We start from the raw sequence: 24,065 nt of genomic DNA, 5'->3' as shown, positions 1-24,065 counted from the left end.
GCACCTCCATGCCGCAACTTGATGACATGCGTATGACGGCCTCGCCATCGCATCTGCCCAATCGATGGGCAAACGCCCTCAGACCCGGGAAAACGATGGGCCGATCTGCGGAAGAGCGTCCAAGTTCCAGCCGAAATAGGTCGAAGCGACGTACCAGAGACCGTAAATGATGGCGGAGACCAGCGTCGTCAGGGAGAAGGTGAAGAGCGGGCGGAAACGGGCGGGCGCGCTGTGTACGGTACCGAGCACGATATCCTCGTTCTCAGCCTGCGTACGCAAGCCGATCGGCAATACGGCGAAGAGCGTCATCCACCATACGATGAAGTAGACCGCGAAGCCCTGTAGAAATGTCTGCAGCATAAGATCTCCCACCCAAGCGGCCGCAAGACGGCCATCGCCCTTATAAGCCTGAACCTTCGCGATACAAAGCGGCGTTGACGGAGTTGCGCGATCTCGGTGGCGCTTGGTTCACTCCGTTGCAGCCGGTTCAGACCTGCTCGAGCTCGATCAGCGTACCGAAGAAGTCCTTCGGATGCAGGAAGAGCACGGGTTTGCCGTGCGCGCCGGTCTTCGGCTCGCCATTTCCGAGCACCCTCGCCCCGGCGGCCAGCATCTGGTCGCGGGCGGCGATGATATCGCTCACCTCGTAGCAAATGTGGTGCATGCCGCCGGATGGGTTCTTCTCCAGGAAGGCCGCTATAGGAGATTGCGGACCGAGCGGCTCGAGCAGCTCGACCTTGGTATTCGGCAACTCGACGAAGACAACGGTCACGCCATGCTCCGGCAATGCCTCGGCCGCCGACACCACGGCGCCGAGCGTGTCCCGATAGGCGGCCGTCGCGGCGGCGAGATCGGGAACGGCGATGGCGACGTGATTGACGCGGCCGAGCATCGGTCAGACCTTGGTGACGAAGACGGTGACCAGCGGCTTCTTGCCCCAGATCTGGTTGGCGGTCGAACGAACCGCGCGACGCATCGATTCCTGCAACAGATCCAGATCCTTGCGGCGCGCGCGCGGAATGCTCTCGAAGGCGCTGAGAGCGGCGTCGTAGAGCGTGTCCTCGAACTCGTCGCCCTCGTCGTCGTAGATGGGCAGGCCGATCGCCACCATGTCGGGTTCGCCGATGATGTCGAAGCGGCTGTCGATCACCACGTTCAGCGCGACGTGACCGACGTAGGAGAGCTTCTTGCGCTCGCCGATCCCCATCTCGTCGAAATCGCCGATCAGCGCGCCGTCCTTGAAGATGCGGCCATGCGGGGCCTCGTCGATGACCTCCACCGGACCGGGCGCCAGACGCAGGATATCGCCGTTGCGCACGCGCGGAACGATCGAGATACCGGATTGCTCGGCGAGCACCTTGTGGGCGGTCAGATGCGTGGCCTCGCCGTGCACGGGAACCACGATGGCCGGCCGCGTCAGCTCGTACATCTTCTGCAATTCGTTACGGCGCGGGTGGCCGGAAACGTGCACGAGCGCTTCGCTATCGGTGACGATGTGAACGCCCTGCTCGACGAGCCCGTTCTTGATGTCCTGAATGGCCTTCTCATTGCCGGGGATGGCGCGCGAGGAAAACACCACCGTATCGCCGGCCGTCAGCGCGACGTTGCGCATCTCGTCGCGCGAGAGCTTGGCAAGGGCTGCGCGCGGCTCGCCCTGGCTGCCGGTCAGGATCACCACGACGTTCTCACGCGGGATGTAGCCATACTCCTCCTCGGCGATGAACGGCTTGATACCATCCAGTAAACCAAGGTCGCGGGAGACGTTGACGACCCGCTTCAGTGAACTGCCGAGCAGCAGGACTTCGCGTCCGGCGGCTTCGGCAGCTTCGGCGACGGTGCGAATACGGCCGACATTCGAGGAGAAGGTGGTGATCGCGACACGACCCTCGGCATTCTCGATGATCTTGCGCAGGCTTGCGGAAACGTCCTTCTCCGACGGCGAGACGCCGTCGCGCAGCGCGTTGGTCGAATCGCACATCAGCGCCAGCACGCCTTCGTCGCCAAGCTGGCGGAAGCGTGTCTCGTCGGTCAACGGACCGAGCGACGGCTCGTGGTCGATCTTCCAGTCGCCGGTGTGGATGACATTGCCGGCCGGCGTACGGATCACCAACGACATCGGTTCGGGGATCGAGTGATTGACGGCCACACCCTCGACGCTGAAGGGGCCGACATTGACCACGGTGCCCGCTGTGAACGGCGTGATCGGGATTTCGACCATCGTCGACTTCTCGTAGTTGCGCTTGGCTTCAAGAAGCCCCGCCGTGAAGCCCGATGCATAGACGGGAACATTGAGGCCCGGCCACAGATCGGCCAGCGCGCCATAGTGATCCTCATGCGCGTGGGTGATGAAGATCGCCTTCAGGTTCTTGCGTTCCTTGGCGAGGAAGCGAATATCGGGGAGAACTAGATCGACACCCGGCAGATCAGGCCCCGGGAAGGTCACGCCGCAGTCGACCATGATCCACTGGCGATGGGCGGACGGGCCATAGCCGTAAAGGGCGAGATTCATACCGATCTCGCCAACGCCGCCCAAAGGCAGAAATACCAGTTCGTCCTGCTTCGCCATGCTGCTTGTTTTTCCAATCATCCAAAGAAGACGTCGCCGGCGGCGATCGTCATCATCCTGCCTGCCCCCGTATCGAGCAGCAACAGGCCATTATCATCAATTCCGGTGAAGTGGCCGGAAATCGAACGATCCGGCAGGTTCACGGTTATCTTTTCACCAATACCGCAGGCGACCTGGCGCCAACGGGCGGTTATATCGCGAACGCCCCGGCCGCGGTCCCACGCTGATAGCACATCGGCCATGGATGCGAACAGATGGGCGAAGAGTTCCTGCGCGGAGGCGGAACTTCCCTGCTCCTGCAGGCAGGTGACGGGGTAGAGCGGATTGTCCGGCATGAAGGCGACATTGATGCCGATGCCGATGACGAGCGCATAGCGGCCATCCGGCAGGGCCTCGCCTTCCATCAGGATGCCGCATGTCTTCTTGCGGCCGATCAGGATGTCGTTCGGCCACTTGACCTCGAGCGGCTCGGCGCTCGCGGGCAGCACCATTTTCACCGCTTCGTGCACTGCGACAGCGATCGCCAGCGGCAGCGACGAAATGCGCTCCATCGGCGCGGGATCGATCAGAAGCAGGGATGCGTAGAGATTGCCGGGTTCCGATACCCAGGGACGACCGCGGCGGCCGCGGCCGCCGGTCTGTCTTTCCGCGGTCACCCAGAGACAACCGGGGTCCCCTGCCCTGGCACGGACAAGGCATTCGCTATTGGTGGACAACGTCTCCGACAGAGCCTCGTGCCTGAAGTCGTCGAGCGACTTCAGGCGCCGTGGGTCGAAGCTCATCAGAACAGCGTCGCCGCAGCGAGCTCGGCCGCACCGCCGATCGGACCGCCGATGAGGACATAGGCGAGAACGAAGAGGCCGGAAACGCCGAAGACGAGGCGCAGCGAGCCGGAGACGCGGGCGAATTCGCCGGTGGCTTCATCGAACCACATCAGCTTGATGACGCGCAGGTAGTAGTAAGCGCCGACAACAGATGCAAGCACGCCGATGATGGCAAGCGCATAGAGCTTGGCCTCGATGGCGGCGACGAAGACGAAGTATTTCCCGAAGAAGCCCGCGAGCGGCGGAATACCGGCCAGCGAGAACATCAGGATGGTGAGCACGGTCGCCATCATCGGATTGGTGGTCGACAGGCCCGCGAGGTCGGCTACGTTTTCGACAACGGTGCCATCCTTGCGGCGCATCGACATGATGATCGCGAAGGAGCCCAGCGTCATGACCATGTAGATCAGCATGTAGAGCATGACGCCGGAGACGCCCGTCTGCGAGCCGGCGGCAAGGCCGACCAGTGCGTAGCCCATGTGACCGATCGACGAATAGGCCATCAGTCGCTTGATGTTCTTCTGGCCGATCGCGGCGAACGAGCCGAGCAGCATCGAGGCGATCGAGATGAACACGACGACCTGCTGCCAGTCCGCCATGATGGGCTGGAAGGCGCTGATGACGATACGCGTCATCATGGCCATCGCGGCGATCTTCGGCGCGCTGGCCAGGAAGGCCGTGACCGGGGTCGGCGCACCTTCGTAAACGTCAGGCGTCCACATGTGGAACGGAACGGCCGAGATCTTGAAGGCGATGCCCGCGAGAATGAAGACCAGACCGAAGATCAGGCCGAGCGAGCGCGTACCCTCGACCGTCAGCGCCTGCGCGATTTCGGCGAACTGGGTCTGGCCGGTGAAGCCGTAAACCAGCGACATGCCGTAGAGCAGCATGCCCGACGACAGCGCGCCAAGCACGAAATACTTCAGGCCGGCTTCGGTGGACTTGACGCTGTCGCGGTTGATCGCGGCGATGACATAGATCGCCAGGGACTGCAGTTCCAGGCCGAGGTAGAGCGCGATCAGGTCGTTGGCCGAAATCATAAGCAGAATGCCGAGCGTGCAGAGCACGATCAGGACCGGGAACTCGAACTTGTCGAGCTGGTTTTCCTTGGCGAGACCGAGCGACATGAACAGCGCCACGATCGAGCCGACGAGCGCCGTCACCTTCATGAAGCGGCCGAAGCCGTCAGCCAGGAAGACGCCGCCATAGGCAATGCCCTCGCTCGGAGCGAAGACCAGCCACAGCGCCGCGACGGCCAGCAGGATGATCGCGAGAACGCTGACCATGCGGCCGGAGCGTTCTCCCGAGAATACGCCGACCATCAGCAGGACCAGGGCACCGATCGCGAGGATCAGTTCCGGTATCGAAAGATGCAGGCTTGCGAGAAGTGTTTCAGAGGTCATATCACAAAAGTCCCGTCATCATTTCATCGACAGCGCGACATCACGCGCTGCCTGGACTGCGGCCGAATAGCTATTGACCAGCTGATCGACGGAGGCAGAGGTCGCATCGAAGACCGGAGCCGGATAGACGCCGAAGAAGATCGTCAGAGCAATCAGCGGGTAGAGGATCAGCTGCTCACGCGGCGTCAGGTCGAGGAGAGCCTTGAGCTTTTCCTTCTCCAGCGTGCCGAAGATCACCCGGCGATAGAGCCAGAGCGCGTAAGCGGCCGAGAGGATGACGCCGGTGGCGGCGAAGAGCGCAACCCAGGTGTTGACCCGGAAGATACCGATCAGCGTCAGGAATTCGCCGACGAAACCAGAGGTGCCGGGAAGACCGACGTTCGCCATGGTGAATACCATCATCGCAAAGGCATATTTCGGCATGTTGTTGACGAGGCCGCCATAGGCCGCGATCTCACGCGTGTGGGTCCGGTCGTAGATCACGCCGACGCAAAGGAAGAGCGCGCCGGAGACGAGACCGTGCGACAGCATCACGAAGATCGCGCCCTGCACACCCTGCGTGTTGGCCGCGAAGATGCCCATGGTCACGAAGCCCATGTGAGCAACCGACGAATAGGCGATCAGCTTCTTGATGTCGTCCTGCATCAGCGCCACCAGCGAGGTGTAGATGATGGCGATGACGGACAGCGCGAAGACCAGAGGCGCGAAGAAGTCGGAGGCGACGGGGAACATGCCAAGCGAGAAGCGGATGAGACCGTAGCCACCAAGCTTCAGCAGCACGCCCGCCAGGATGACGGAACCGGCCGTCGGCGCCTGAACGTGTGCGTCGGGAAGCCAGGTGTGGACGGGCCACATCGGCATCTTCACCGCGAAGGAGGCGAAGAAGGCAAGCCATAGCCATGTCTGCATCTGCGGCGGGAACTTGTAGGCAAGCAGCGCCGAAATGTCGGTCGTGCCGGCCTGCCAGTACATCGCCATGATGGCGAGCAGCATCAGGACGGAGCCGAGCAGCGTGTAGAGGAAGAACTTGTAGCTGGCGTAAACACGATCCTTGCCGCCCCAGACGCCGATGATCAGGAACATCGGGATAAGGCCGGCTTCGAAGAAGACGTAGAAGAGAACGATATCGAGCGACACGAAGACGCCGATCATCATCACTTCCAGCACCAGGAAGGCGATCATGTATTCCTTCAGGCGCTTCTCGACGGCAAACCAGCTGGCCAGCACGCAGAAGGGCATGAGGAAGGTCGACAGGATGACGAACAGCATCGAGATGCCGTCGACGCCGACCTGATAGCTGATGCCCGTGCCGAGCCAGCTGTGCTTCTCGACCATCTGGAAGCCCGGGTTCGCGTTGTCGAACCCGATCCAGATGAAGAGCGAGAGAATGAAGGTCGCGACGGTCGTCAACAGAGTGATGTTGAGGACGTTGCGACGGCCGTTCGGGCCGTCTCCGTTCATCAGAAGCAGGAGCACCACGCCGACGAACGGCAGGAAGGTGACCGTGGAAAGAATAGGCCAATCGGTCATCAGAGGGCACTCCCGAGCATCATCCAGGTAACGAGCGCCGCAACACCGATCAGCATGGCAAACGCGTAGTGATAAAGGTAACCGCTCTGCAGGCGCACGACGCGGTTGGTGACATCGACGACGCGGGCGGCAATGCCGTTCGGGCCGTAGTTGTCGATGACGCCGACGTCACCCTTCTTCCACAGGAACCGGCCAAGGGCCTTTGCCGAACGGACGAAGAGGAAGTCGTAGAGCTCGTCGAAGTACCACTTGTTCAAGAGGAACTGATAGAGCACCCGATGCTGGCGTGCGAGCACGGCCGGCGTCGATGGCGACTTGATGTACATGTACCAGGCGATCACGAAGCCGGTGACCATGGCGATGAACGGACTGAGGATAACAAGAGGGGGAACCTCATGATACGCGGTCAGCATGTCGTTGCCTTCGGCCGTGAAGAGAGCGCCCTTCCAGAACTCGGCATATTCCTCGCCGTAGAAGTAACCTTCGAAGTACCAGCCGGCAAAGATCGCACCGAGCGCCAGCAGATAAAGCGGCACGAGCATGACCTGAGGCGATTCGTGCACGTGATGCATGACCTCATGCGAAGCGCGGGGCTTGTTGAAGAAGGTGAGGAACATCAGGCGCCAGGAGTAGAAGCTCGTGAACAGAGCCGCGATCACCAGCATGGCGAAGGCGAAACCGGCGACCGGCGAATTCGAAGCGTAGGCGGCCTCGATGATGACGTCCTTCGAGAAGAAGCCGGCAAAACCGAACGACGTGAAGGGAATGCCGACGCCGGTAATGGCGAGCGTGCCGATCAGCATCATGACGAAGGTCACCTTGATGTGCGGACGCAGACCACCCATGCGACGCATGTCCTGCTCGCCATCGACGGCATGGATGACCGAGCCGGCGCAAAGGAAGAGCAGTGCCTTGAAGAAAGCGTGCGTGAACAGGTGGAAGATGGCCGCGCCATAGGCGCCGACGCCGAGAGCGACGAACATGTAGCCGAGCTGCGAGCAGGTCGAATAGGCGATGACGCGCTTGATATCGTTCTGCACGAGGCCGACGGTTGCCGCGAAGAAGGCGGTGATCGCACCAATGAGGGTCACGACCGTCAGCGCATCGGGCGACAGTTCGAACAGCGGCGACATGCGGGCGACGAGGAAGACGCCGGCGGTGACCATGGTCGCGGCATGGATGAGGGCCGACACGGGCGTCGGGCCTTCCATGGCGTCCGGCAGCCAGGTGTGCAGCAGGAACTGCGCCGACTTGCCCATCGCGCCCATGAAGAGCAGCAGGCAGGCGCCGGTCAGTGCCTGAGCCTTGTTGAGCTGCATGCCGAAGAGATTGAGAACGACGTCGGTGCCCGCGCCACCCTCCTTGGCGAAGCCGGCGGCGTTCGCGAAGATGGTGTCGAAGTTGATGGCGCCGAAGAGGACGAAGACGCTCGCAATACCGAGAATGAAGCCGAAGTCGCCGACGCGGTTGACGACGAAGGCCTTCATCGCCGCGGCGTTGGCCGACGGCTTCTTGTACCAGAAGCCGATCAGCAGATAGGATGCCAGACCCACGCCTTCCCAGCCGAAGAACATCTGGGCAAGGTTGTCGGACGTGATCAGCATCAACATCGCGAAGGTGAACAGCGACAGATAGGCGAAGAAGCGCGGGCGATGCGGGTCGTGGTGCATGTACCCGATCGAGTAGAGGTGAACGAGCGTCGAAACGGAGTTGACGACGATCAGCATGACCGAGGTCAGCGTGTCGATGCGCAGCGACCAGGAGACGTCGATGCCGCCGGACTGGATCCAGCGCAGGACTTCAACCTTGATCGGGCCGCCTTCGACCTCGCCCATGCCGACGGTGATGAAGACGTACCACGACAACACCGCCGTGATGATCATCAGACCGGTCGTGAGGTATTCCGATGCCTTGGCGCCGATCGCGCGGCCGAAAAGGCCGGCGATGATCGCGCCGATCAAGGGAAGAAAGACGATAGCCTTATATAAAAACATAGCCTTATCAGCCCTTCATCATATTGACGTCTTCCACGGCGATGGAGCCGCGGTTGCGGTAGAAGACGACGAGAATTGCAAGACCGATGGCCGCTTCAGCCGCGGCGACGGTCAGAATGAACAATGCAAAGACCTGGCCGACGATGTCGTTCAGGAACGACGAGAAGGCGACCATGTTGATGTTGACGGCGAGCAGAATGAGCTCGATCGACATCAGGATGACGATGATGTTCTTCCGGTTGAGGAAGATGCCGAAGACGCCGAGCGTGAAGAGGATGGCGCTGACCGTCAGGTAATGGGAAAGTCCGATGACCATAGTGTTGTTTCCTTAAGCTCGCGCCTGCCTCAAAGCCCCTGACCCGGCTTCACCGAGATCACCTCGACGGCGGTCTTCGGGTTGCGGGCAACCTGGTTTGCGATGTTCTGACGCTTGACCGTCGTGCGATGCTTGAGCGTGAGCACGATCGCCCCGATCATGGCCACCAGCAGGACGAGAGCGGCGATTTCAAAGAAGTAGACATAATTCGTATAGAGCACGTCGCCGAGGGCGGCGGTGTTGGTGCGCTCGGTGATCGCGGGGATCGGCATCGCCACCGTCTTGGCGATCTCCGGCGAGATCATGCTGCCGCCGACGACGACGATCAGCTCGGCCGCGAGGATCAATCCGATCAGCGCGCCGATCGGCGCGTATTCCAGAACGCCCGCACGCAGCTCCGTGAAGTCGATGTCGAGCATCATGACCACGAAGAGGAAGAGAACCGCCACGGCGCCGACATAAACGACGAGCAGGATCATCGCGAGGAATTCAGCCCCGAGCAGCAGGAAGAGACCGGCCGCGTTGAAGAAAACCAGGATCAGGAACAGAACCGAGTGAACCGGGTTCTTCGACCAAATGACCATGAACGCCGACGCTATCGCGATAAAGGCGAAAATATAGAAAAATAGAGCCTGCAGACCCATGTTCGTGCCTTCTTCATCTTCCCACGGGCTGTCGGGGGTTTCCCCCGCCCGATGAAGCTTCGCATTGGTTGTCGCGAAGCTCTGGTGCATGTTGACTGGGCGACGCTTCAAGCACCGCCCGGCATTTCAATTTCAATCAACGGTACGGAGCGTCGAGCGCGAGGTTGCGAGCGATTTCGCGCTCCCAACGATCGCCGTTTTCGAGGAGCTTCTGCTTGTCGAAATAGAGCTCTTCGCGGGTTTCCGTCGCAAATTCGAAATTCGGGCCTTCGACGATCGCATCGACCGGGCATGCCTCCTGGCAGAAGCCGCAATAGATGCACTTCACCATGTCGATATCGTAACGGACCGTGCGGCGGGTGCCATCGTTGCGGCGCGGGCCGGCTTCGATGGTGATCGCCTGAGCAGGACAGATCGCCTCGCAGAGCTTGCAGGCGATGCAGCGCTCTTCACCGTTCGGATAACGGCGCAAAGCATGTTCGCCACGGAAGCGCGGGCTCACCGGTCCCTTTTCGAACGGATAGTTCACCGTTGCCTTCTGCTTGAAAATGTAGCGGAACGTCAGCCAGAACGCGCTGACGAATTCCTTCAGGAACAACGAGCTGACAGCGTTGGACAAGCCTGCCATCTTCAACCTCCAATATTGCTGGAAACCACGGCCGGCATGATCACGCCCCTGCCGTCAGCTTCAGCACGAATGCAACGATGATGACCATGGCGAGCGACAGCGGAAGGAAGACCTTCCAGCCGAGGCGCATCAGCTGGTCGTAGCGATAGCGCGGGACGAATGCCTTGACCATCGCGAACATGAAGAACACCAGGCACGACTTCAGCATGAACCAGACGATGCCGGGAACCCAGTTGAGGAACCAGACGTCGACCGGCGGCAGCCAGCCCCCGAGGAACAGGATCGTCGTCAGCGAGCACATCAGGACGATGGCCGCGTATTCGCCGAGCATGAACATCATGTAGAGGGAGGAACCATACTCGACCATGAAGCCGGCGACGAGTTCGGATTCAGCTTCCGGAAGGTCGAAGGGCGGACGGTTGGTTTCAGCCAGTGCCGAGATGAAGAAGATGATGAACATCGGGAACAGTGCAAGCCAATTCCAGTCCAGGAAGGACGATGGCAGGCCGACGCCCGTACCGATGCCACTCTGCTGCGCATAGACGATATCCGTCAGATTGAGCGAACCCACCGTAAGCAGGACGGTGACGATGACGAAACCGATCGACACTTCGTAGGAAACCATCTGCGCCGCCGAGCGCAGCGCGCCAAGGAACGGATACTTCGAGTTCGAGGCCCAGCCGCCCATGATGACGCCGTACACTTCAAGCGAGGAGATCGCGAAGATGTAGAGGATGCCGACGTTGATGTTGGCGATGACCCAGCCATCCGCGAAGGGAATCACAGCCCAGGTCGAGAGCGCCAGAAGCACGGTGACCAGCGGCGCCAGAAGGAAGACCGCCTTGTCGGCGCCGGCCGGAATGATCGGCTCCTTGAAGACGAACTTCAAAAGATCGGCGAAGGACTGGAAAAGGCCGAATGGACCCACCACATTCGGTCCACGGCGCAACTGTACGGCCGCCCAGATCTTGCGGTCGGCCAACAGAATGTAGGCGATGAAGACGAGCAAGCAGACGAGGACGAGAAGCGACTGACCGACCATGAGGAGGCCTGGCCAGACATATGTTGAAAGAAACGATTCCATAGTCCCCTGCCCTTACTCTGCCGCGACTTTGAAGTTGTTGCGGGCCAATGCCGAGCACTCGGCCATGACAGCCGACGCGCGCGCGATTGGGTTCGTCAAATAGAAGTCTTTCACCGGCGATGCAAAGCCGGACTTGTTCATTTTGCCGGCTTTTTTGGCCACCGCTGCAATTTTGGCGCTGTCGCTTTCGGCAATCTCGTCGGCGGCCGCGAAATGCGGGAACGCCTGGTAGAGCTTGGCGCGAAGCTGGCTCAACGAATCGAACGGCAATTTCTTGCCGAGAACGTCGGACAGCGCGCGGATGATCGCCCAATCCTCGCGGGCATCGCCCGGAGCAAAGCCGGCGCGATTGCCGATCTGCACCCGGCCCTCGGTGTTGACCCAGGTGCCCGACTTTTCCGTGTAAGCGGCGGCCGGCAGGATGACGTCGGCGTTCTGCGCGCCCTGGTCGCCATGCGAACCGATGTAGACGGTGAACTTCGCCTTCTTGGCTTCGAAATTCATCTCATCGGCGCCGAGCAGGAAGAGAACGTCCATCGACGTCAGCATTTCAGCAGCATCGACGCCCTTGGCGCCCGGCACGAAGCCGAGATCAAGACCGCCCACGCGGGCGGCAGCCGTGTGCAGAACGGCAAAGCCGTTCCAGCCATCGACGACCGCGCCGACAGTGCCGGCGAGCTTGGCGGCGCTGGCGAGAACGCCAGTGCCATCAGCGCGTGCGAGAGCGCCCTGGCCGATGATGATCAGCGGCTTCTTGGCATCGGCCAGCACCTTGGCGAAGCTGTGGGTGCCATCGACCAGATCCTTCAGCGTATCCGGGCCGGAACCGAGATATTCGTAGTCGTAACGCAATTCGCCGGCTTCGCCGATCACGCCGATCGGGAAGTTGCCGCGGCGCCAGCGCTTGCGGATGCGGGCATTGAGAACGGCGGCTTCGAAGCGCGGGTTGGCGCCGATGATCAGTAGCGCGTCGGCCTGCTCGATGCCTTCGATCGTCGGATTGAAGATGTAGCTTGCGCGGCCGAGCGACGGATCGAGTGCCGTCCCATCCTGGCGACAGTCGAGGTTCTCGGAACCGAGCGACTTCACCAGCTCGGACAGGGCGTACATCTCTTCGACCGAAGCGAGGTCGCCGGCGATCGCGCCGATCTTGTCGCCGGAGGTCGAGGCCACGGCGGACTTGATGGCGGCGAACGCGTCCGGCCAGCTTGCGACCTGCAGGCGACCGTCCTTGCGAACATAAGGCTTATCGAGGCGCTGCGTCTTCAGGCCGTCCCAGATGAAGCGGCTCTTGTCGGATATCCACTCTTCGTTGATCTGGTCGTTGACGCGCGGCATGACGCGCATGACTTCGCGGCCACGGGTGTCGACGCGGATCGCCGAACCGAGCGCGTCCATGACGTCGATCGTTTCGGTCTTGTTCAGTTCCCACGGACGGGCCGTGAAGGCGAAGGGCTTGGAGGTCAGCGCGCCGACCGGGCACAGGTCAACGACGTTGCCCTGCAGCTCGGAGGTCATCGCCTGCTCGAGATAGGTCGTGATCTCGGCATCCTCGCCACGACCGATCAGGCCAAGCTCGGCGATGCCGGCGACCTCGGTGGTGAAGCGAACGCAGCGCGTGCAGTGAATGCAGCGGTTCATGACCGTCTTGACGAGCGGTCCGATGTACTTGTCCTCGACGGCGCGCTTGTCTTCCTGATAGCGCGAGCCGGCGATACCGAAGGCCATGGCCTGGTCCTGCAGGTCGCACTCGCCACCCTGGTCGCAGATCGGGCAATCCAGCGGATGGTTGATCAGCAGGAATTCCATCACGCCTTCGCGGGCCTTCTTGACCATCGGCGTGTTGGTGAAGACCTCGGGCAGTTCGCCGTTCGGGCCGCCGCGGATATCGCGCACGCCCATGGCGCAAGATGCCTGCGGCTTCGGCGGGCCACCCTTGACCTCGACGAGGCACATGCGGCAGTTGCCGGCAACCGAAAGGCGTTCGTGGAAGCAGAAGCGCGGAACTTCAGCACCGGCTTCCTCACACGCCTGAATGAGGGTGTAATGATCCGGGACCTCGATCTCGTTACCGTCAATCTTCAGTTTTGCCATCGTCACTCAGTCCTGTTTCCCGTTCACCGGATGCCGGCAAACAAACCTATTCTGCAACGTTTCCACTGCCAGGGCGGATTTCGATCCCACTGACACCGGTGTCGTCCAAATTTTCGTCTCCGCCCCCCGAGGCCCGGGAACCGGCCTGCGACCTTCGCGGCACCGGGACCCTCCCCGCGCCGCTCGGCCTTGTCTCTCCTCCGGTCGCGATCCGCGACCGGACATCATCACGTCCGCTTCCGGCCCCTCGCCGTCAGCGCCTTGGCCTGCGCCACCCAGCCATCGCGGGCGATGCGGCCGTCGAAGCCGAGTTCCGCGTCGAGGCTGGCCACATCGGCATCCGACCAGGCGGCGATCACCGCGAGCGTGCGCACGCCCCTGGCGTTCAGCACCTGCTCCAGCTTCGGGCCGATGCCGGAGATCTGCTTGAGATCATCGGCCTTCCTGCCCCGGGCAGCCGGCTTGCCGGCCGAGGTAACTTTCGCCTTCGCCGCAACCGGCTCGGCCGTGTCGGACACGACCGCCAGCTTCACGCGGGTAGCTGCCTTTTTCGTCGCGGCCGGACGAATGTTTTCCAGCTTCACGTCGATCTCGGGCTTCGGCTCTTCCGGCGGCGTCTCGTCGAGAACGGCCGCCAGCTTGTTCGACGCTTCCATCGCTCCCTGGAGGGCGCCGAAAAAGGCGCCGGCCATCTGCGTGGAGAAGCCGAAACCGATCGCGGTCGCGGCGGCCATGGCGGCTGCCGGATTGACCATCATCGGCGCGATCGGCAAGGCGCGGGCATTTTCCAGCATCTCGGCGGCAAGACGGCCGAAGTCGGCCGAGAAATCGGCGACCCCTTCCTTGTTCTTGCCGTCGGATGCGTTTGCCATCGTCTTACTCAGCAGCCTCGAGAACCGCGCCATGATCCATGGCGCTCGCTGTATACTGATCAATCCGCGCTTCGATCTCATGACGGAAGTTACGGATCAGACCCTGCACCGGCCATGCGGCAGCATCGCCGAGCGCACAGATGGTGTGGCCTTCGATCTGCTTGGTGACGGCGAAGAGCATGTCGATTTCGCGCTTCTGGGCGTTGCCCTTGGCCATGCGCTCCATGACACGCCACATCCAGCCGGTACCTTCGCGGCACGGCGTGCACTGGCCGCAGCTCTCATGCTTGAAGAAGGCCGAGATACGGGCGATCGCCTTCACGACGTCGGTGGACTTGTCCATGACGATCGCGGCGGCCGTGCCGAAGGAAGAGCCGACAGCGCGCAGGCCGTCGAAGTCCATCGGGCAATCGATGATGTCCTTGGCCGGAACGATCGGGCACGATGCGCCGCCCGGGATGACGGCGAGCAGGTTGTCCCAACCGCCGCGGATACCGCCGGCATGACGGTCGACCAGCTCGCGGAAGGTGATGCCCATTTCTTCCTCGACGGTGCACGGCTTGTTGACGTGACCCGAGAGCATGAACAGCTTGGTACCGACATTGTTCGGACGGCCGATCGACGAGAACCAGCCGGCGCCGCGACGCAGGATGGTCGGGGCAACGGCGATCGACTCGACGTTGTTAACAGTGGTCGGGCAGCCGTAGAGGCCCATGTTGGCCGGGAATGGCGGCTTCAGGCGCGGCTGGCCCTTCTTGCCTTCCAGGCTTTCGAGAAGCGCGGTTTCCTCGCCGCAGATATAGGCACCGGCGCCGTGGTGGACGAAGATGTCCATCGGATAGCCGAGCTTGTTGTTCTTGCCGAGAAGGCCGTAGTCGTAGCACTCGTCGATCGCGGCCTGCAGCGCCTCGCGCTCGCGGACATATTCGCCGCGCACGTAGATGTAGGCGGCGTTGGCGCCCATGGCGAAGCTGGCGATGACGCAGCCTTCGATCAGCGTGTGCGGATCGTGACGCATGATGTCACGGTCCTTGCAGGTGCCGGGCTCGGACTCGTCGGCGTTGACGACGAGGTAGTGCGGGCGACCGTCGCTTTCTTTCGGCATGAAGGACCACTTGAGACCTGTCGGGAAGCCTGCGCCGCCACGGCCGCGAAGCCCGGAGGCCTTCATCTCGTTGATGATCCAGTCGCGACCCTTTTCGAGGATCTGCTTGGTGCCATCCCAGTGGCCGCGGCTCATCGCGCCCTTCAGGGACTTGTCCTTGAGGCCGTAGATATTGGTAAAGATGCGGTCTTTATCTTGTAACATGCTTCACCTCTTACCGCGGCTTCTTGCCGAAAACTTTAATGTATTCGGCTTCGCCGCCCTTGGCGAGCGCCTTGGCCTGCTTGACCCAGTCGTCACGATCGATGCGGCCCTTGAAATTCAGGTAGCCATCGACCCAGTCGCGCTCGGCCTTCTTCCAGCCCGCGACCTGCGCGAAGGTGAAGATGCCGAGTTCGTGCAGCGTACCTTCGATCTTCGGGCCAACGCCCGAGATCAGCTTCAGATCGTCGGGGGTCGCGGGCCGCTCGATGCCGGCCGGACGGTTCTTGTCGGTGAGCGACGGCTTTCCGGCGTCAGCCGCCGGAGCCGCAGCCTGCTCTTCGACAGCCTTGGCGTTGTTCGCGGCCGCCTTGGGTGCTGTTACCGGCGTCTTCAGCGCGGCATTGGTCTCGGCGTCCGTGCTCTTGGCCCGGGCGGCTTCCGACGGAGGAACCGGTGCCGCATCAACCGTTGCGGTCGCCGCATCGGCGACGACCTTCTTGGCGGATGCCTTCTTCTTCGGCTCTGCGTCGGTCAGCGTGGTCGGACCGCCTTCCGGAGACGAGAAATGACGGTCGATCTGCGGCCCGGGCGTGATGCTCGCGCCGTTGCCGGCATCGAAGGTGTCGATGATCTCGGCCAGCCGCTCCGGCGTCAGGTCTTCATAGGTGTCCTTGCCGATCATCACCATGGGCGCGTTGACGCAAGCCCCGAGACATTCGACTTCTTCCCAGGACAGCGTGCCTTCGGCGTTACGCTCGAACGGATGATGATGGATCTTGCTCTTGCAGACCGACATCAGGCCTTCCGAACCGCGCAGCATGCAGGGCGTGGTGCCGCACACCTGGATGTGGGCGCGCGTGCCGACCGGGCCGAGCTGGAACTGCGTGTAGAAGGTCGCGACCTCGAGAACACGGATATAGGCCATGTCGAGCATGTTGGCGACCTTTTCGATCGCCGCGCGCGTGACCCAGCCGTCCTGTTCCTGCGCTCGCATCAACAGCGGAATGACCGCGGATTGTTGACGGCCCGCAGGGTATTTCTGGATCGTCTTATCCGCCCAGACCGCGTTCTCGTCATTGAAGGCGAACGCGGCAGGCTGGAATTGATCTTCGGCTAGTCGACGAACGGACATTCTTCCTCACGCCTTGTCAGTTTAGGGCGCCACACTGCGACGACGTCAGAGACTTCATCTCGCAAGCATAGGCCGACTGGTCTTTCTGCAGAAACACAACGAAGAACTTACCACCGTTGGGCACTGCAGCCTTGATTTGATAGCCCCTGGACAAAAGTTCGCCCATGGACGCCTTGTTTGCCGGCGGCGCCACGTCTTCCTGGCCCAGCTTGGGGCCAAGTCCACCGGCCTGCTGGGCGTATGCCCCGGAAGCCAGGAGGAGAACGACGGTAGCGAGTGCCGGCAGCTTCATTAGCGGTCGACCTCGCCGAAGACGATGTCGAGCGAACCGAGAACGGCGGTCACGTCGGCAAGCATGTGGCCCTTGCAGAGGAAATCCATCGCCTGCAGGTGGGCATAGCCCGGAGCGCGGATCTTGCAACGGTAGGGCTTGTTGCTGCCGTCGGCGACGACGTAGACGCCGAACTCGCCCTTCGGCGCTTCGACGGCCGCATACACTTCGCCGGCCGGAACGTGGTAGCCTTCGGTGTAGAGCTTGAAGTGGTGGATCAGCGCTTCCATCGAACGCTTCATCTCGCCACGCTTCGGCGGAACGACCTTGCCGTCGATCGAGGAGACCGGGCCGACCTTGGCATCGCCGAGCAGGCGATTGACGCACTGCTTCATGATGCGGACGGACTGGCGCATTTCGATCATGCGGATCAGATAGCGATCGTAGCAGTCGCCGTTCTTGCCGATGGCGATGTCGAATTCGAGATCGTTGTAGCACTCGTAGGGCTGCGAGCGGCGCAGGTCCCAGGCAGCGCCGGAACCGCGAACCATGACGCCCGAGAAGCCCCAGGACCATGCATCTTCCAGCGAGACGACGCCGATATCGACGTTACGCTGCTTGAAGATGCGGTTGTCGGTCAGGAGGCCTTCGATATCGTCGAGAACCTTGAGGAAGGGATCGCACCACTTGCCGATATCCTCGACCAGTTCCTGCGGGATGTCCTGGTGGACGCCGCCGGGACGGAAATAGGCCGAGTGCATGCGGGCGCCACAGGCGCGCTCGTAGAACACCATCAGCTTTTCGCGCTCTTCGAAGCCCCAGACCGGCGGCGTCATCGCGCCGACGTCCATGGCCTGCGTCGTCACGTTCATGATGTGCGACAAGATTCGGCCAATTTCGGAGTAGAGAACACGAATGAGCTGACCGCGAATCGGAATTTCCAGCTTCAGCATCTTTTCGACGGCGAGCGCGAAAGCATGCTCCTGGTTCATCGGCGCGACGTAGTCGAGACGATCGAAATAGGGAACGGCCTGAAGGTAGGTCTTCGATTCGATCAGCTTTTCGGTGCCGCGGTGCAGAAGGCCGATATGCGGATCGACGCGTTCGATGATTTCGCCATCGAGCTCGAGCACCAGACGCAGAACGCCGTGCGCGGACGGGTGCTCCGGTCCGAAGTTGATCGTAAAATTGCGAACGTTATGTTCAGTCATAGCGACGCGCTCCGCGCTGGCAATTGGCATGAGACGGCGAACGGAGAGGCTTCAAGACAGTCGAGCCTCATCTCAATTCGCAGCCTTCTCGTCTCCCGGAAGTACGTAATCGGTGCCTTCCCACGGGGACGTGAAATCGAAATTGCGGAATTCCTGCTTCAGTTCGACGGGTTCGTAGACGACGCGCTTGGCGGCATCGTCATAACGCACCTCGACATAACCTGTCGTCGGGAAGTCCTTGCGCAGCGGATGGCCTTCGAAGCCGTAGTCCGTCAGCAGACGGCGCAGGTCGGCATGGCCGGAGAACGGAATGCCGTACATGTCCCAGGCTTCACGCTCGAACCACTCGGCGCCCATGTAGACCGACGTTGCCGACGGAACCGATACGCCATCGGCAACGGCAAGCTTGACGCGGATGCGCAGGTTCTGCTTCGGCGACAGGAGATGGTAGACGACATCGAAACGCTGTTCGCGCTGCGGCCAGTCGACGCCGCAAATGTCGATCATGCTGACGAAGCCGCAACGCGGATCGTCGCGCAGGAACGTCAGCAGCGCCAGAATTGCTTCCGGCGTCGTGGTTACGTTCAATTCGCCATAGCTGATCGACGCATCGGCAATCAGGTCGCCACGCATCTCGCGAAGATAAGACGACAGTTCGCTCAAGGCTTCACTCATGACAGTCCTCCGCCCTTAGCGCTCAATCGTTCCGGTGCGCCGTATCTTCTTCTGCAGAAGCAACACCCCGTAGAGCAGCGCTTCTGCCGTGGGGGGACAGCCCGGCACGTAGATATCGACAGGAACGACACGATCGCAGCCACGCACGACCGAGTAGGAATAGTGATAGTAGCCACCGCCGTTCGCGCAGGAGCCCATCGAGATGACGTAACGCGGCTCCGGCATCTGGTCATAGACCTTGCGGAGCGCCGGCGCCATCTTGTTGGTCAGTGTACCGGCGACGATCATGACGTCGGACTGGCGCGGCGAAGCGCGCGGAGCAACACCAAAGCGCTCCATGTCGTAACGCGGACCGGAGACCTGCATCAGGCCTTCGACGGCGCAGCAGGCAAGACCGAACTGCATCCACATCAGCGAGCCGGTGCGCGCCCAGGTGATCAGATCGCGAGTGGAGGTTACGAGAAAGCCCTTGTCGGCCAACTCGTCATTGATCTCGCCGAAGAACGCACTGTCGCTGCCGATCGGCTTGCCCGTTGCCGGGTCGATGATGCCTTTCGGATGCGGCGCGACGAGCGCCTTGTCGCTTGGGGCTACTCCCATTCCAGGGCTCCCTTTTTCCACTCATAAATAAAGCCGATGGTCAGCACGAGAAGGAAGACCATCATGGACCAGAAACCGAACCAGCCGATCGCACCGAAGGAAACGGCCCACGGAAACAGGAAGGCGACTTCGAGGTCGAAGATGATGAAGAGAATCGACACCAGGTAGAATCGGATATCGAACTTCATGCGCGCATCGTCGAAAGCGTTGAAGCCGCACTCAAAAGCCGAGAGCTTTTCCGGATCGGGCGCCTTGTAGGCGACAGCGAAAGGCGCGATCAGCAGCGAAAGGCCGATGACGGCGGCAATACCAATGAAGATCGCGATCGGAATATAGGAACTGAGAAGTCCAGTCATCAGGTTCATCCCTGCTTGCCGTTACGCCGGGAGGCGCGGGTGGGCATTTGCCCGGCAAGCGAACGTGCGTTGTAATCCCGCCGTGGTTAGCGCAGCCGGAGCCAAGGCGCAAGACTTTTAGAATGCCAATAGCGTACTCGTCGCCGGAGTTTATCAAGCAGATGCAACGATGTCGCGACAAAAGCATCCACAGGGATTCGAGTTGCATGCCTGACCAGCGCTCAGCGCATGGCTCGAAACAACCGCGCAACGGAACAGGACAAGTTGAGCATCCTCGACCAAGCTGCCTGCGACTGTCTTCGAAATGAGAACTTTTGAAAATGGCGCGAGTGACGGGGCTCGAACCCGCGACCTCCGGCGTGACAGGCCGGCACTCTAACCGACTGAGCTACACCCGCGCATTTCAGATCGCGTCGTTCCGGACCATGCTTTTCAGCATTTGCGTGAAATGGCGCGAGTGACGGGGCTCGAACCCGCGACCTCCGGCGTGACAGGCCGGCACTCTAACCGACTGAGCTACACCCGCATTCATTTCAAGCGATCCGGAGGCTTTCGCGTCCGTGTCAAAGCAGCTTGCCGCTTCGATGAGCGGCTAACTACGGGGTTCGCATTTGAGTGTCAAGCAGGTTTGGAGACAAAACGATGACAGCCTGCGATTTGTTTGTGGGTGAATGAAATCACATCCGAAATCGCCCACTTATATGTATGCTTTCGCGCACTGCTTCCTCCGCCATCGACGAACGAACCGCCCTGCCCTTGTCGATTTTTGTTTTCCACAGCCGCAAGCGTCGGGAAACCGGGAGGTCGGCGGACGTCGATCGAAAAAAATCAAAAAATCTTCACAAACGCTCTTGCGGTTTGTCCGCGATCCGCATAGATCACGGCCATCGACGCGGCGGACATGATCCGCACCGCGGAGGGCGATTAGCTCAGTTGGTAGAGCGCCTCGTTTACACCGAGGATGTCGGGAGTTCGAGTCTCTCATCGCCCACCATTTTCTCTCCCCTTTATGTGATTGACAGACCTTGGGCTTTGCCTTGGCCGCGGTTGCTAATCGCGTTTCCGACGATTAGGTTCCGGCCAAATCGAACGGCACCTCATGTGCTTCAGGCGGAGACGGAATCATGAAAACACGCGAAGATCGCCAGGCACAGCGGGCGGCCATGCCGCGCACGCAGCTCAGCGCCCATCATATGGAAAACGCGCGCCTGCTGCCGGATCGCGGCGAACTGCTCTATCGCATTCCAAACGGCGGCGTGGCCGTGGAAATCGGCGCGGCGTTCGGGGAATACACGGCGGAGATTCTCGAAAAGAATCGTCCCGCGCAGCTCTATCTCATCGATCCCTGGAGCATGGACCGCTACAGCTCGGGTCTCGATCAGATCCACACGCAGTTCGCCAAAGAGATCGAAAGCGGGCAGCTGCACCTTATGCAGGGCACCTCGCTGGAAAAGCTCGCGGAGTTCGAGGACGATTTTCTCGACTGGGCCTATATCGACACCGATCACTCGTTCGAACTGACCTGGCAGGAACTGCTGCTGTGCGACCGCAAGGTCAAGCGGACCGGCCGCATTGCCGGCCATGATTTCTGCACCGGCAACACGGTGAAGCCGATCGTCTACGGCGTCGTCGAAGCCGTGACCAAGTTCTGCAAGGATTATGGCTGGCAGTTCGAATTCCTCACCGTCGAATCGCACGCGCACTTCTCCTTCTGCCTGAAGCGGCTCTGAGTCGGGCCGCACGGGGAACGGCAGAGGCGGACGTTCCGCCCTGCCCTATCTCCTTCCCCGCAAGCGCTTGTCGGCCTTTGTGCGGACTGATAGTGCCATTGGCGAAACGAGGAGGATCATTCCAATGAAACAGCATTCTTTCGGCCACCTGCCGCATACCGTGACCAATGTCGGCTTCGGCGCATGGCAGATCGGCGGCGCCTGGGGCGACGTCAGCGAGGCGGACGGCCGCGCGGCGCTCAATGCGGCGCTCGATGCCGGGATAACCTTCATCGACACGGCCGACGTCTATGGCGACGGCCGCTCGGAGAAGATCATAGCCGATGTGCTTGAGAGCCGTGGCGGTGAGCGCCCGATGGTCGCCACCAAGGCCGGCCGGCGACTCAATCCGCATGTGGCCGATGGCTATACCAAGGCCAATCTCGAAGCTTTCATCGACCGTAGCCTGAAGAACCTCAGGGTCGAAAGTCTCGATCTCGTGCAGTTGCACTGCCCGCCCACCGAGGTGCTTTACCGTCCCGATGTCTTCGACGGGCTGAACGAGCTGCAGAAGGCCGGCAAGATTCGCGGCTATGGCGTCAGCGTCGAGAAGGTCGAGGAGGCGCTGAAGGCGATCGAGTTTCCCGGCGTGGTCAGCATCCAGATCATCTACAATCTCTTCCGCCAGCGCCCGAGCCATCTTTTCTTCCAGGAGGCACGGCGCAAGAACATCGCCGTCATCGCCCGCGTTCCGCTGGCAAGCGGCCTGCTTTCCGGCAAGATCAGCCGCGAGACGACGTTCGCGAGCGACGACCATCGCAACTTCAACCGGCACGGCGAGGCATTCGATGTCGGCGAGACCTTCGCGGGCGTGCCGTTCGAGGTCGGCCTGCAGGCGGTCGAGGAGGTTCGCAAGCTGGTTCCAGCAGGCGCCACGATGGCGGCATTCGCGCTGCGCTGGATCCTGATGAGCGACGCAGTCACGGTGGTCATTCCCGGCGCCCGCAACGCCGAGCAGGCGAAGGCCAATGCGGCGGCCGCCGGCCTGGCGCCGCTGACGAACGAGGTGATGGCAGCGAGCCACGACATCTACGAGTGGCTGATCGCACCGCATGTGCACCAGCGCTGGTAACAGCCGCTTCCTTCATGCAAAACAGAAATGGCCGGGCAGCGACCCGGCCATTTCCTTATCCGGGGTTTGCCCGAATTACTTCTTTTCGGCGAAGGCCTTGATGGAGGCGGCGACTTCGGCCTGTGCCTTCTCGGCGCTGTCGAAGCCGTTGACCTCAACAACCTTGCGCTTTGCCGGCAGCTGCTTGTAGACGCGGAAGAAGGCCTGCAAGCGCTCCTGCTCGATCTCGGGAAGATCGGTGATTTCCTTGATCTTGTCGTAGGTAGGATCGATGGAGCTGGCCGGAACGGCAACGATCTTGTCGTCCTGATCTCCACCGTCGACCATCTTCAGCACGCCGATGGCACGAACGCGGATGATGGCGCCCGGAACGACCGGTTCGCGGGTGTAGACGAGTGCGTCGAGCGGATCGCCGTCACCGCCGAGCGAGCTGGTGATAGAGCCGTAGTTGGCCGGATAGACGACCGGCATCGACTGGAAGCGGTCCACGACGATGCGGCCGGTCTTGGCGTCGATTTCGTATTTGGTGAAGCTTCCCTGCGGAATTTCGATCGCCGTGAAGAACTCCTTGCTATCGTCGTTCGGCTGCGGGAAATCGAGATAGGAAACGTCGGCAGCGGCGGCGACGCCGGCCGTGAGAAGAACGGCAGCGGCCGCAGAAATAATTGCCCTCATAGGAGATACCCTCAATTGGTATTGCGAAGAAACGCCATCCGCCTATGGGGTTTGCATTACAGCGATGTGACATGTTTCAGGCGTCCAGGGCGATCCAAATGACATTCTCGTGATCGCCCATCCAAAGCCTACGCGGCGCCGCGTTCGCGCTTCATCTCGTGACGCATGATGAAGAGCGATGCCGCCAGAATCAGGCAAGCGCCGAGCCACAAATAGCCCGCCGGCGCATAGCCGAAGACCAGCCAGCCGGCGAGAACGTTGAGCGGCAGCTTCAGGTCGTCGAAGGGCTGGACATAGGCGGCATCGGCGGCGCTGTAGGCCAGCGTCAGGAGATACTGCGCCATGACAGTCAGCAGACCGGCCGCGACGAGCAACACCAATACCGTGCCTGTCGGCACCGCGAATCCGGCCGCGAGGGCAAGGCCGCCATTGACCGGTGTGAGCAGGACCAGCAGCCACACCGTGATCGTCTCCGGCCTTTCTATTCCCGTCAGGCTCTTGGTGATCAGCGACGAGGCGCCCCATAGCAATGCGGAGGCGATCGGCAAAAGGGCTGCCCAGCTGAAACTGTCGGACCAGGGCTGCAGGATAATCATGGCGCCAGCGAAGCCATAGGCCGTGGCGCCCCAGCGGGCTGCACCCACCTGCTCACCCAAGAACAGGCGGGCGCCCAGGATGATGAAGAAGGGCGAGGTCATGACCAGCGCGATGGCCTGCCAGATCGGCACGCTCGCAAGACCGGCGACCCAGGTCTGCACGCCGAGTGCCGCCAGCACGACGCGAACGACGTGGCGCCACGGATATTGGGTGCGCATCGCGGCAAGGCCGGTCTTCCACAGAAAGGGCAGCGAGAAGACGAGCGCGAAGGCGTATTGCCAGAAGGCGACCGAGGCGGAGGGAAAGGCCAGGGTCATCGTCAGCCACTGGGTGACGATGTTGAGAACGGCAAAGGCGATGCCGGCAAGCACCATCCAGCTTGCGCCGGCAAGCGCACGCGATGCGGATGCGGAAATCTGGGTAGTCTGATTCATGTCATTCAT

General features: G+C 61.5%; 24 protein-coding genes and 3 tRNA genes. 3 read left to right on the top strand and 24 right to left on the bottom strand.

Features of this window, described 5'->3' with window-relative positions:
* Positions 1 to 78: 78 nt before the first annotated feature.
* From GGQ67_RS08420 to GGQ67_RS08315, 22 genes are all read right to left on the bottom strand, one after another.
* Positions 79 to 360 carry a DUF1467 family protein gene (locus tag GGQ67_RS08420; protein ID WP_183899698.1) on the bottom strand — a complete coding sequence of 94 codons (282 nt, stop codon included), beginning with the start codon at positions 358 to 360 and terminating at the stop codon, positions 79 to 81.
* 127 nt (positions 361 to 487) lie between these two features.
* On the bottom strand, positions 488 to 892 hold the full coding sequence (gene mce / locus GGQ67_RS08415) for a methylmalonyl-CoA epimerase (RefSeq protein WP_183899697.1): 405 nt from the start codon (positions 890 to 892) through the stop codon (positions 488 to 490).
* Between the two features lie 3 nt (positions 893 to 895).
* On the bottom strand, positions 896 to 2,566 hold the full coding sequence (locus tag GGQ67_RS08410; RefSeq protein ID WP_183899696.1) for a ribonuclease J: 1,671 nt from the start codon (positions 2,564 to 2,566) through the stop codon (positions 896 to 898).
* Between the two features lie 17 nt (positions 2,567 to 2,583).
* Positions 2,584 to 3,348: a biotin--[acetyl-CoA-carboxylase] ligase gene (locus tag GGQ67_RS08405; RefSeq protein ID WP_183899695.1), complete on the bottom strand. Its 765-nt coding sequence runs from the start codon at positions 3,346 to 3,348 to the stop codon at positions 2,584 to 2,586.
* Positions 3,348 to 4,793 carry an NADH-quinone oxidoreductase subunit NuoN gene (nuoN, locus tag GGQ67_RS08400; RefSeq protein ID WP_183899694.1) on the bottom strand — a complete coding sequence of 482 codons (1,446 nt, stop codon included), beginning with the start codon at positions 4,791 to 4,793 and terminating at the stop codon, positions 3,348 to 3,350. The genes GGQ67_RS08405 and nuoN overlap by 1 nt, the downstream gene beginning before the upstream one ends.
* 18 nt (positions 4,794 to 4,811) lie before the next feature.
* Entirely contained in the window at positions 4,812 to 6,323 is a 1,512-nt protein-coding gene (locus GGQ67_RS08395; RefSeq protein ID WP_183899693.1) for an NADH-quinone oxidoreductase subunit M, read from the bottom strand.
* A complete protein-coding gene (gene nuoL / locus GGQ67_RS08390) occupies positions 6,323 to 8,317 on the bottom strand; it encodes an NADH-quinone oxidoreductase subunit L (protein WP_183899692.1) in 1,995 nt (664 codons plus the stop codon). Before nuoL ends, GGQ67_RS08395 begins: the two co-directional genes overlap by 1 nt.
* Positions 8,318 to 8,324: 7 nt before the next feature.
* Positions 8,325 to 8,633, bottom strand: a complete 309-nt coding sequence (gene nuoK / locus GGQ67_RS08385) for an NADH-quinone oxidoreductase subunit NuoK (protein WP_018900202.1) — start codon at positions 8,631 to 8,633, stop codon at positions 8,325 to 8,327.
* Between the two features lie 29 nt (positions 8,634 to 8,662).
* Positions 8,663 to 9,277, bottom strand: coding sequence for an NADH-quinone oxidoreductase subunit J (locus tag GGQ67_RS08380; RefSeq protein WP_183899691.1), 615 nt, complete (start codon positions 9,275 to 9,277; stop codon positions 8,663 to 8,665).
* Between the two features lie 136 nt (positions 9,278 to 9,413).
* Positions 9,414 to 9,905 (bottom strand): NADH-quinone oxidoreductase subunit NuoI, encoded by a 492-nt coding sequence (gene nuoI, locus GGQ67_RS08375; protein WP_183899690.1) that lies wholly within the window; start codon positions 9,903 to 9,905, stop codon positions 9,414 to 9,416.
* Positions 9,906 to 9,945: 40 nt separating this feature from the next.
* Positions 9,946 to 10,989, bottom strand: coding sequence for an NADH-quinone oxidoreductase subunit NuoH (nuoH, locus tag GGQ67_RS08370; RefSeq protein WP_183899689.1), 1,044 nt, complete (start codon positions 10,987 to 10,989; stop codon positions 9,946 to 9,948).
* Positions 10,990 to 11,001: 12 nt separating this feature from the next.
* Positions 11,002 to 13,083, bottom strand: a complete 2,082-nt coding sequence (gene nuoG, locus GGQ67_RS08365) for an NADH-quinone oxidoreductase subunit NuoG (protein WP_183899688.1) — start codon at positions 13,081 to 13,083, stop codon at positions 11,002 to 11,004.
* Positions 13,084 to 13,310: 227 nt separating this feature from the next.
* The gene (locus GGQ67_RS08360) at positions 13,311 to 13,955 is read right to left on the bottom strand and encodes a 5' DNA nuclease (protein WP_183899687.1); all 645 of its coding nucleotides are present in this window, start codon (positions 13,953 to 13,955) and stop codon (positions 13,311 to 13,313) included.
* Positions 13,956 to 13,959: 4 nt separating this feature from the next.
* A complete protein-coding gene (gene nuoF, locus GGQ67_RS08355; protein WP_183899686.1) occupies positions 13,960 to 15,264 on the bottom strand; it encodes an NADH-quinone oxidoreductase subunit NuoF in 1,305 nt (434 codons plus the stop codon).
* 10 nt (positions 15,265 to 15,274) lie between these two features.
* Positions 15,275 to 16,396: an NADH-quinone oxidoreductase subunit E gene (locus GGQ67_RS08350; RefSeq protein ID WP_183899685.1), complete on the bottom strand. Its 1,122-nt coding sequence runs from the start codon at positions 16,394 to 16,396 to the stop codon at positions 15,275 to 15,277.
* Between the two features lie 16 nt (positions 16,397 to 16,412).
* Positions 16,413 to 16,688 (bottom strand): hypothetical protein, encoded by a 276-nt coding sequence (locus GGQ67_RS08345; RefSeq protein WP_183899684.1) that lies wholly within the window; start codon positions 16,686 to 16,688, stop codon positions 16,413 to 16,415.
* Complete coding sequence (locus tag GGQ67_RS08340) at positions 16,688 to 17,878, bottom strand: NADH-quinone oxidoreductase subunit D (RefSeq protein ID WP_018900211.1); 1,191 nt, start codon at positions 17,876 to 17,878, stop codon at positions 16,688 to 16,690. Before GGQ67_RS08340 ends, GGQ67_RS08345 begins: the two co-directional genes overlap by 1 nt.
* Positions 17,879 to 17,950: 72 nt before the next feature.
* Complete coding sequence (locus GGQ67_RS08335) at positions 17,951 to 18,553, bottom strand: NADH-quinone oxidoreductase subunit C (protein WP_183899683.1); 603 nt, start codon at positions 18,551 to 18,553, stop codon at positions 17,951 to 17,953.
* Between the two features lie 15 nt (positions 18,554 to 18,568).
* Positions 18,569 to 19,153 carry a NuoB/complex I 20 kDa subunit family protein gene (locus GGQ67_RS08330; RefSeq protein WP_018857058.1) on the bottom strand — a complete coding sequence of 195 codons (585 nt, stop codon included), beginning with the start codon at positions 19,151 to 19,153 and terminating at the stop codon, positions 18,569 to 18,571.
* Positions 19,144 to 19,509: an NADH-quinone oxidoreductase subunit A gene (locus GGQ67_RS08325; protein ID WP_183899682.1), complete on the bottom strand. Its 366-nt coding sequence runs from the start codon at positions 19,507 to 19,509 to the stop codon at positions 19,144 to 19,146. The genes GGQ67_RS08330 and GGQ67_RS08325 overlap by 10 nt, the downstream gene beginning before the upstream one ends.
* Before the next feature lie 321 nt (positions 19,510 to 19,830).
* Positions 19,831 to 19,907 (bottom strand) — tRNA-Asp (locus tag GGQ67_RS08320).
* A gap of 51 nt (positions 19,908 to 19,958) precedes the next feature.
* Positions 19,959 to 20,035, bottom strand: a tRNA-Asp gene (locus GGQ67_RS08315).
* Between the two features lie 392 nt (positions 20,036 to 20,427).
* Here GGQ67_RS08315 and GGQ67_RS08310 point away from each other — a divergent pair.
* The 3 genes from GGQ67_RS08310 to GGQ67_RS08300 all read left to right on the top strand — a co-directional run bounded on the left by GGQ67_RS08310 (position 20,428) and on the right by GGQ67_RS08300 (position 22,350).
* Positions 20,428 to 20,503, top strand: a tRNA-Val gene (locus tag GGQ67_RS08310).
* A 130-nt stretch (positions 20,504 to 20,633) separates the two neighbouring features.
* The gene (locus GGQ67_RS08305) at positions 20,634 to 21,239 is read left to right on the top strand and encodes a class I SAM-dependent methyltransferase (RefSeq protein WP_183899681.1); all 606 of its coding nucleotides are present in this window, start codon (positions 20,634 to 20,636) and stop codon (positions 21,237 to 21,239) included.
* A 124-nt stretch (positions 21,240 to 21,363) separates the two neighbouring features.
* Positions 21,364 to 22,350 carry an aldo/keto reductase gene (locus GGQ67_RS08300; RefSeq protein ID WP_183899680.1) on the top strand — a complete coding sequence of 329 codons (987 nt, stop codon included), beginning with the start codon at positions 21,364 to 21,366 and terminating at the stop codon, positions 22,348 to 22,350.
* Between the two features lie 75 nt (positions 22,351 to 22,425).
* Here the strand turns inward: GGQ67_RS08300 and GGQ67_RS08295 are convergent, their stop codons facing one another.
* The gene (locus GGQ67_RS08295; protein WP_183899679.1) at positions 22,426 to 23,025 is read right to left on the bottom strand and encodes an inorganic diphosphatase; all 600 of its coding nucleotides are present in this window, start codon (positions 23,023 to 23,025) and stop codon (positions 22,426 to 22,428) included.
* 128 nt (positions 23,026 to 23,153) lie between these two features.
* Positions 23,154 to 24,056 (bottom strand): DMT family transporter, encoded by a 903-nt coding sequence (locus tag GGQ67_RS08290; protein WP_183899678.1) that lies wholly within the window; start codon positions 24,054 to 24,056, stop codon positions 23,154 to 23,156.
* Between the last annotated feature and the right edge of the window lie 9 nt (positions 24,057 to 24,065).

Origin of the sequence: Rhizobium metallidurans (genome assembly GCF_014196505.1) — a bacterium.
GTDB classification, from domain to species: Bacteria; Pseudomonadota; Alphaproteobacteria; order Rhizobiales; family Rhizobiaceae; genus Rhizobium; species Rhizobium metallidurans.
Note: the sequence above shows the minus strand (reverse complement) of the source record. Positions and strands in the feature narration are given on the sequence as shown.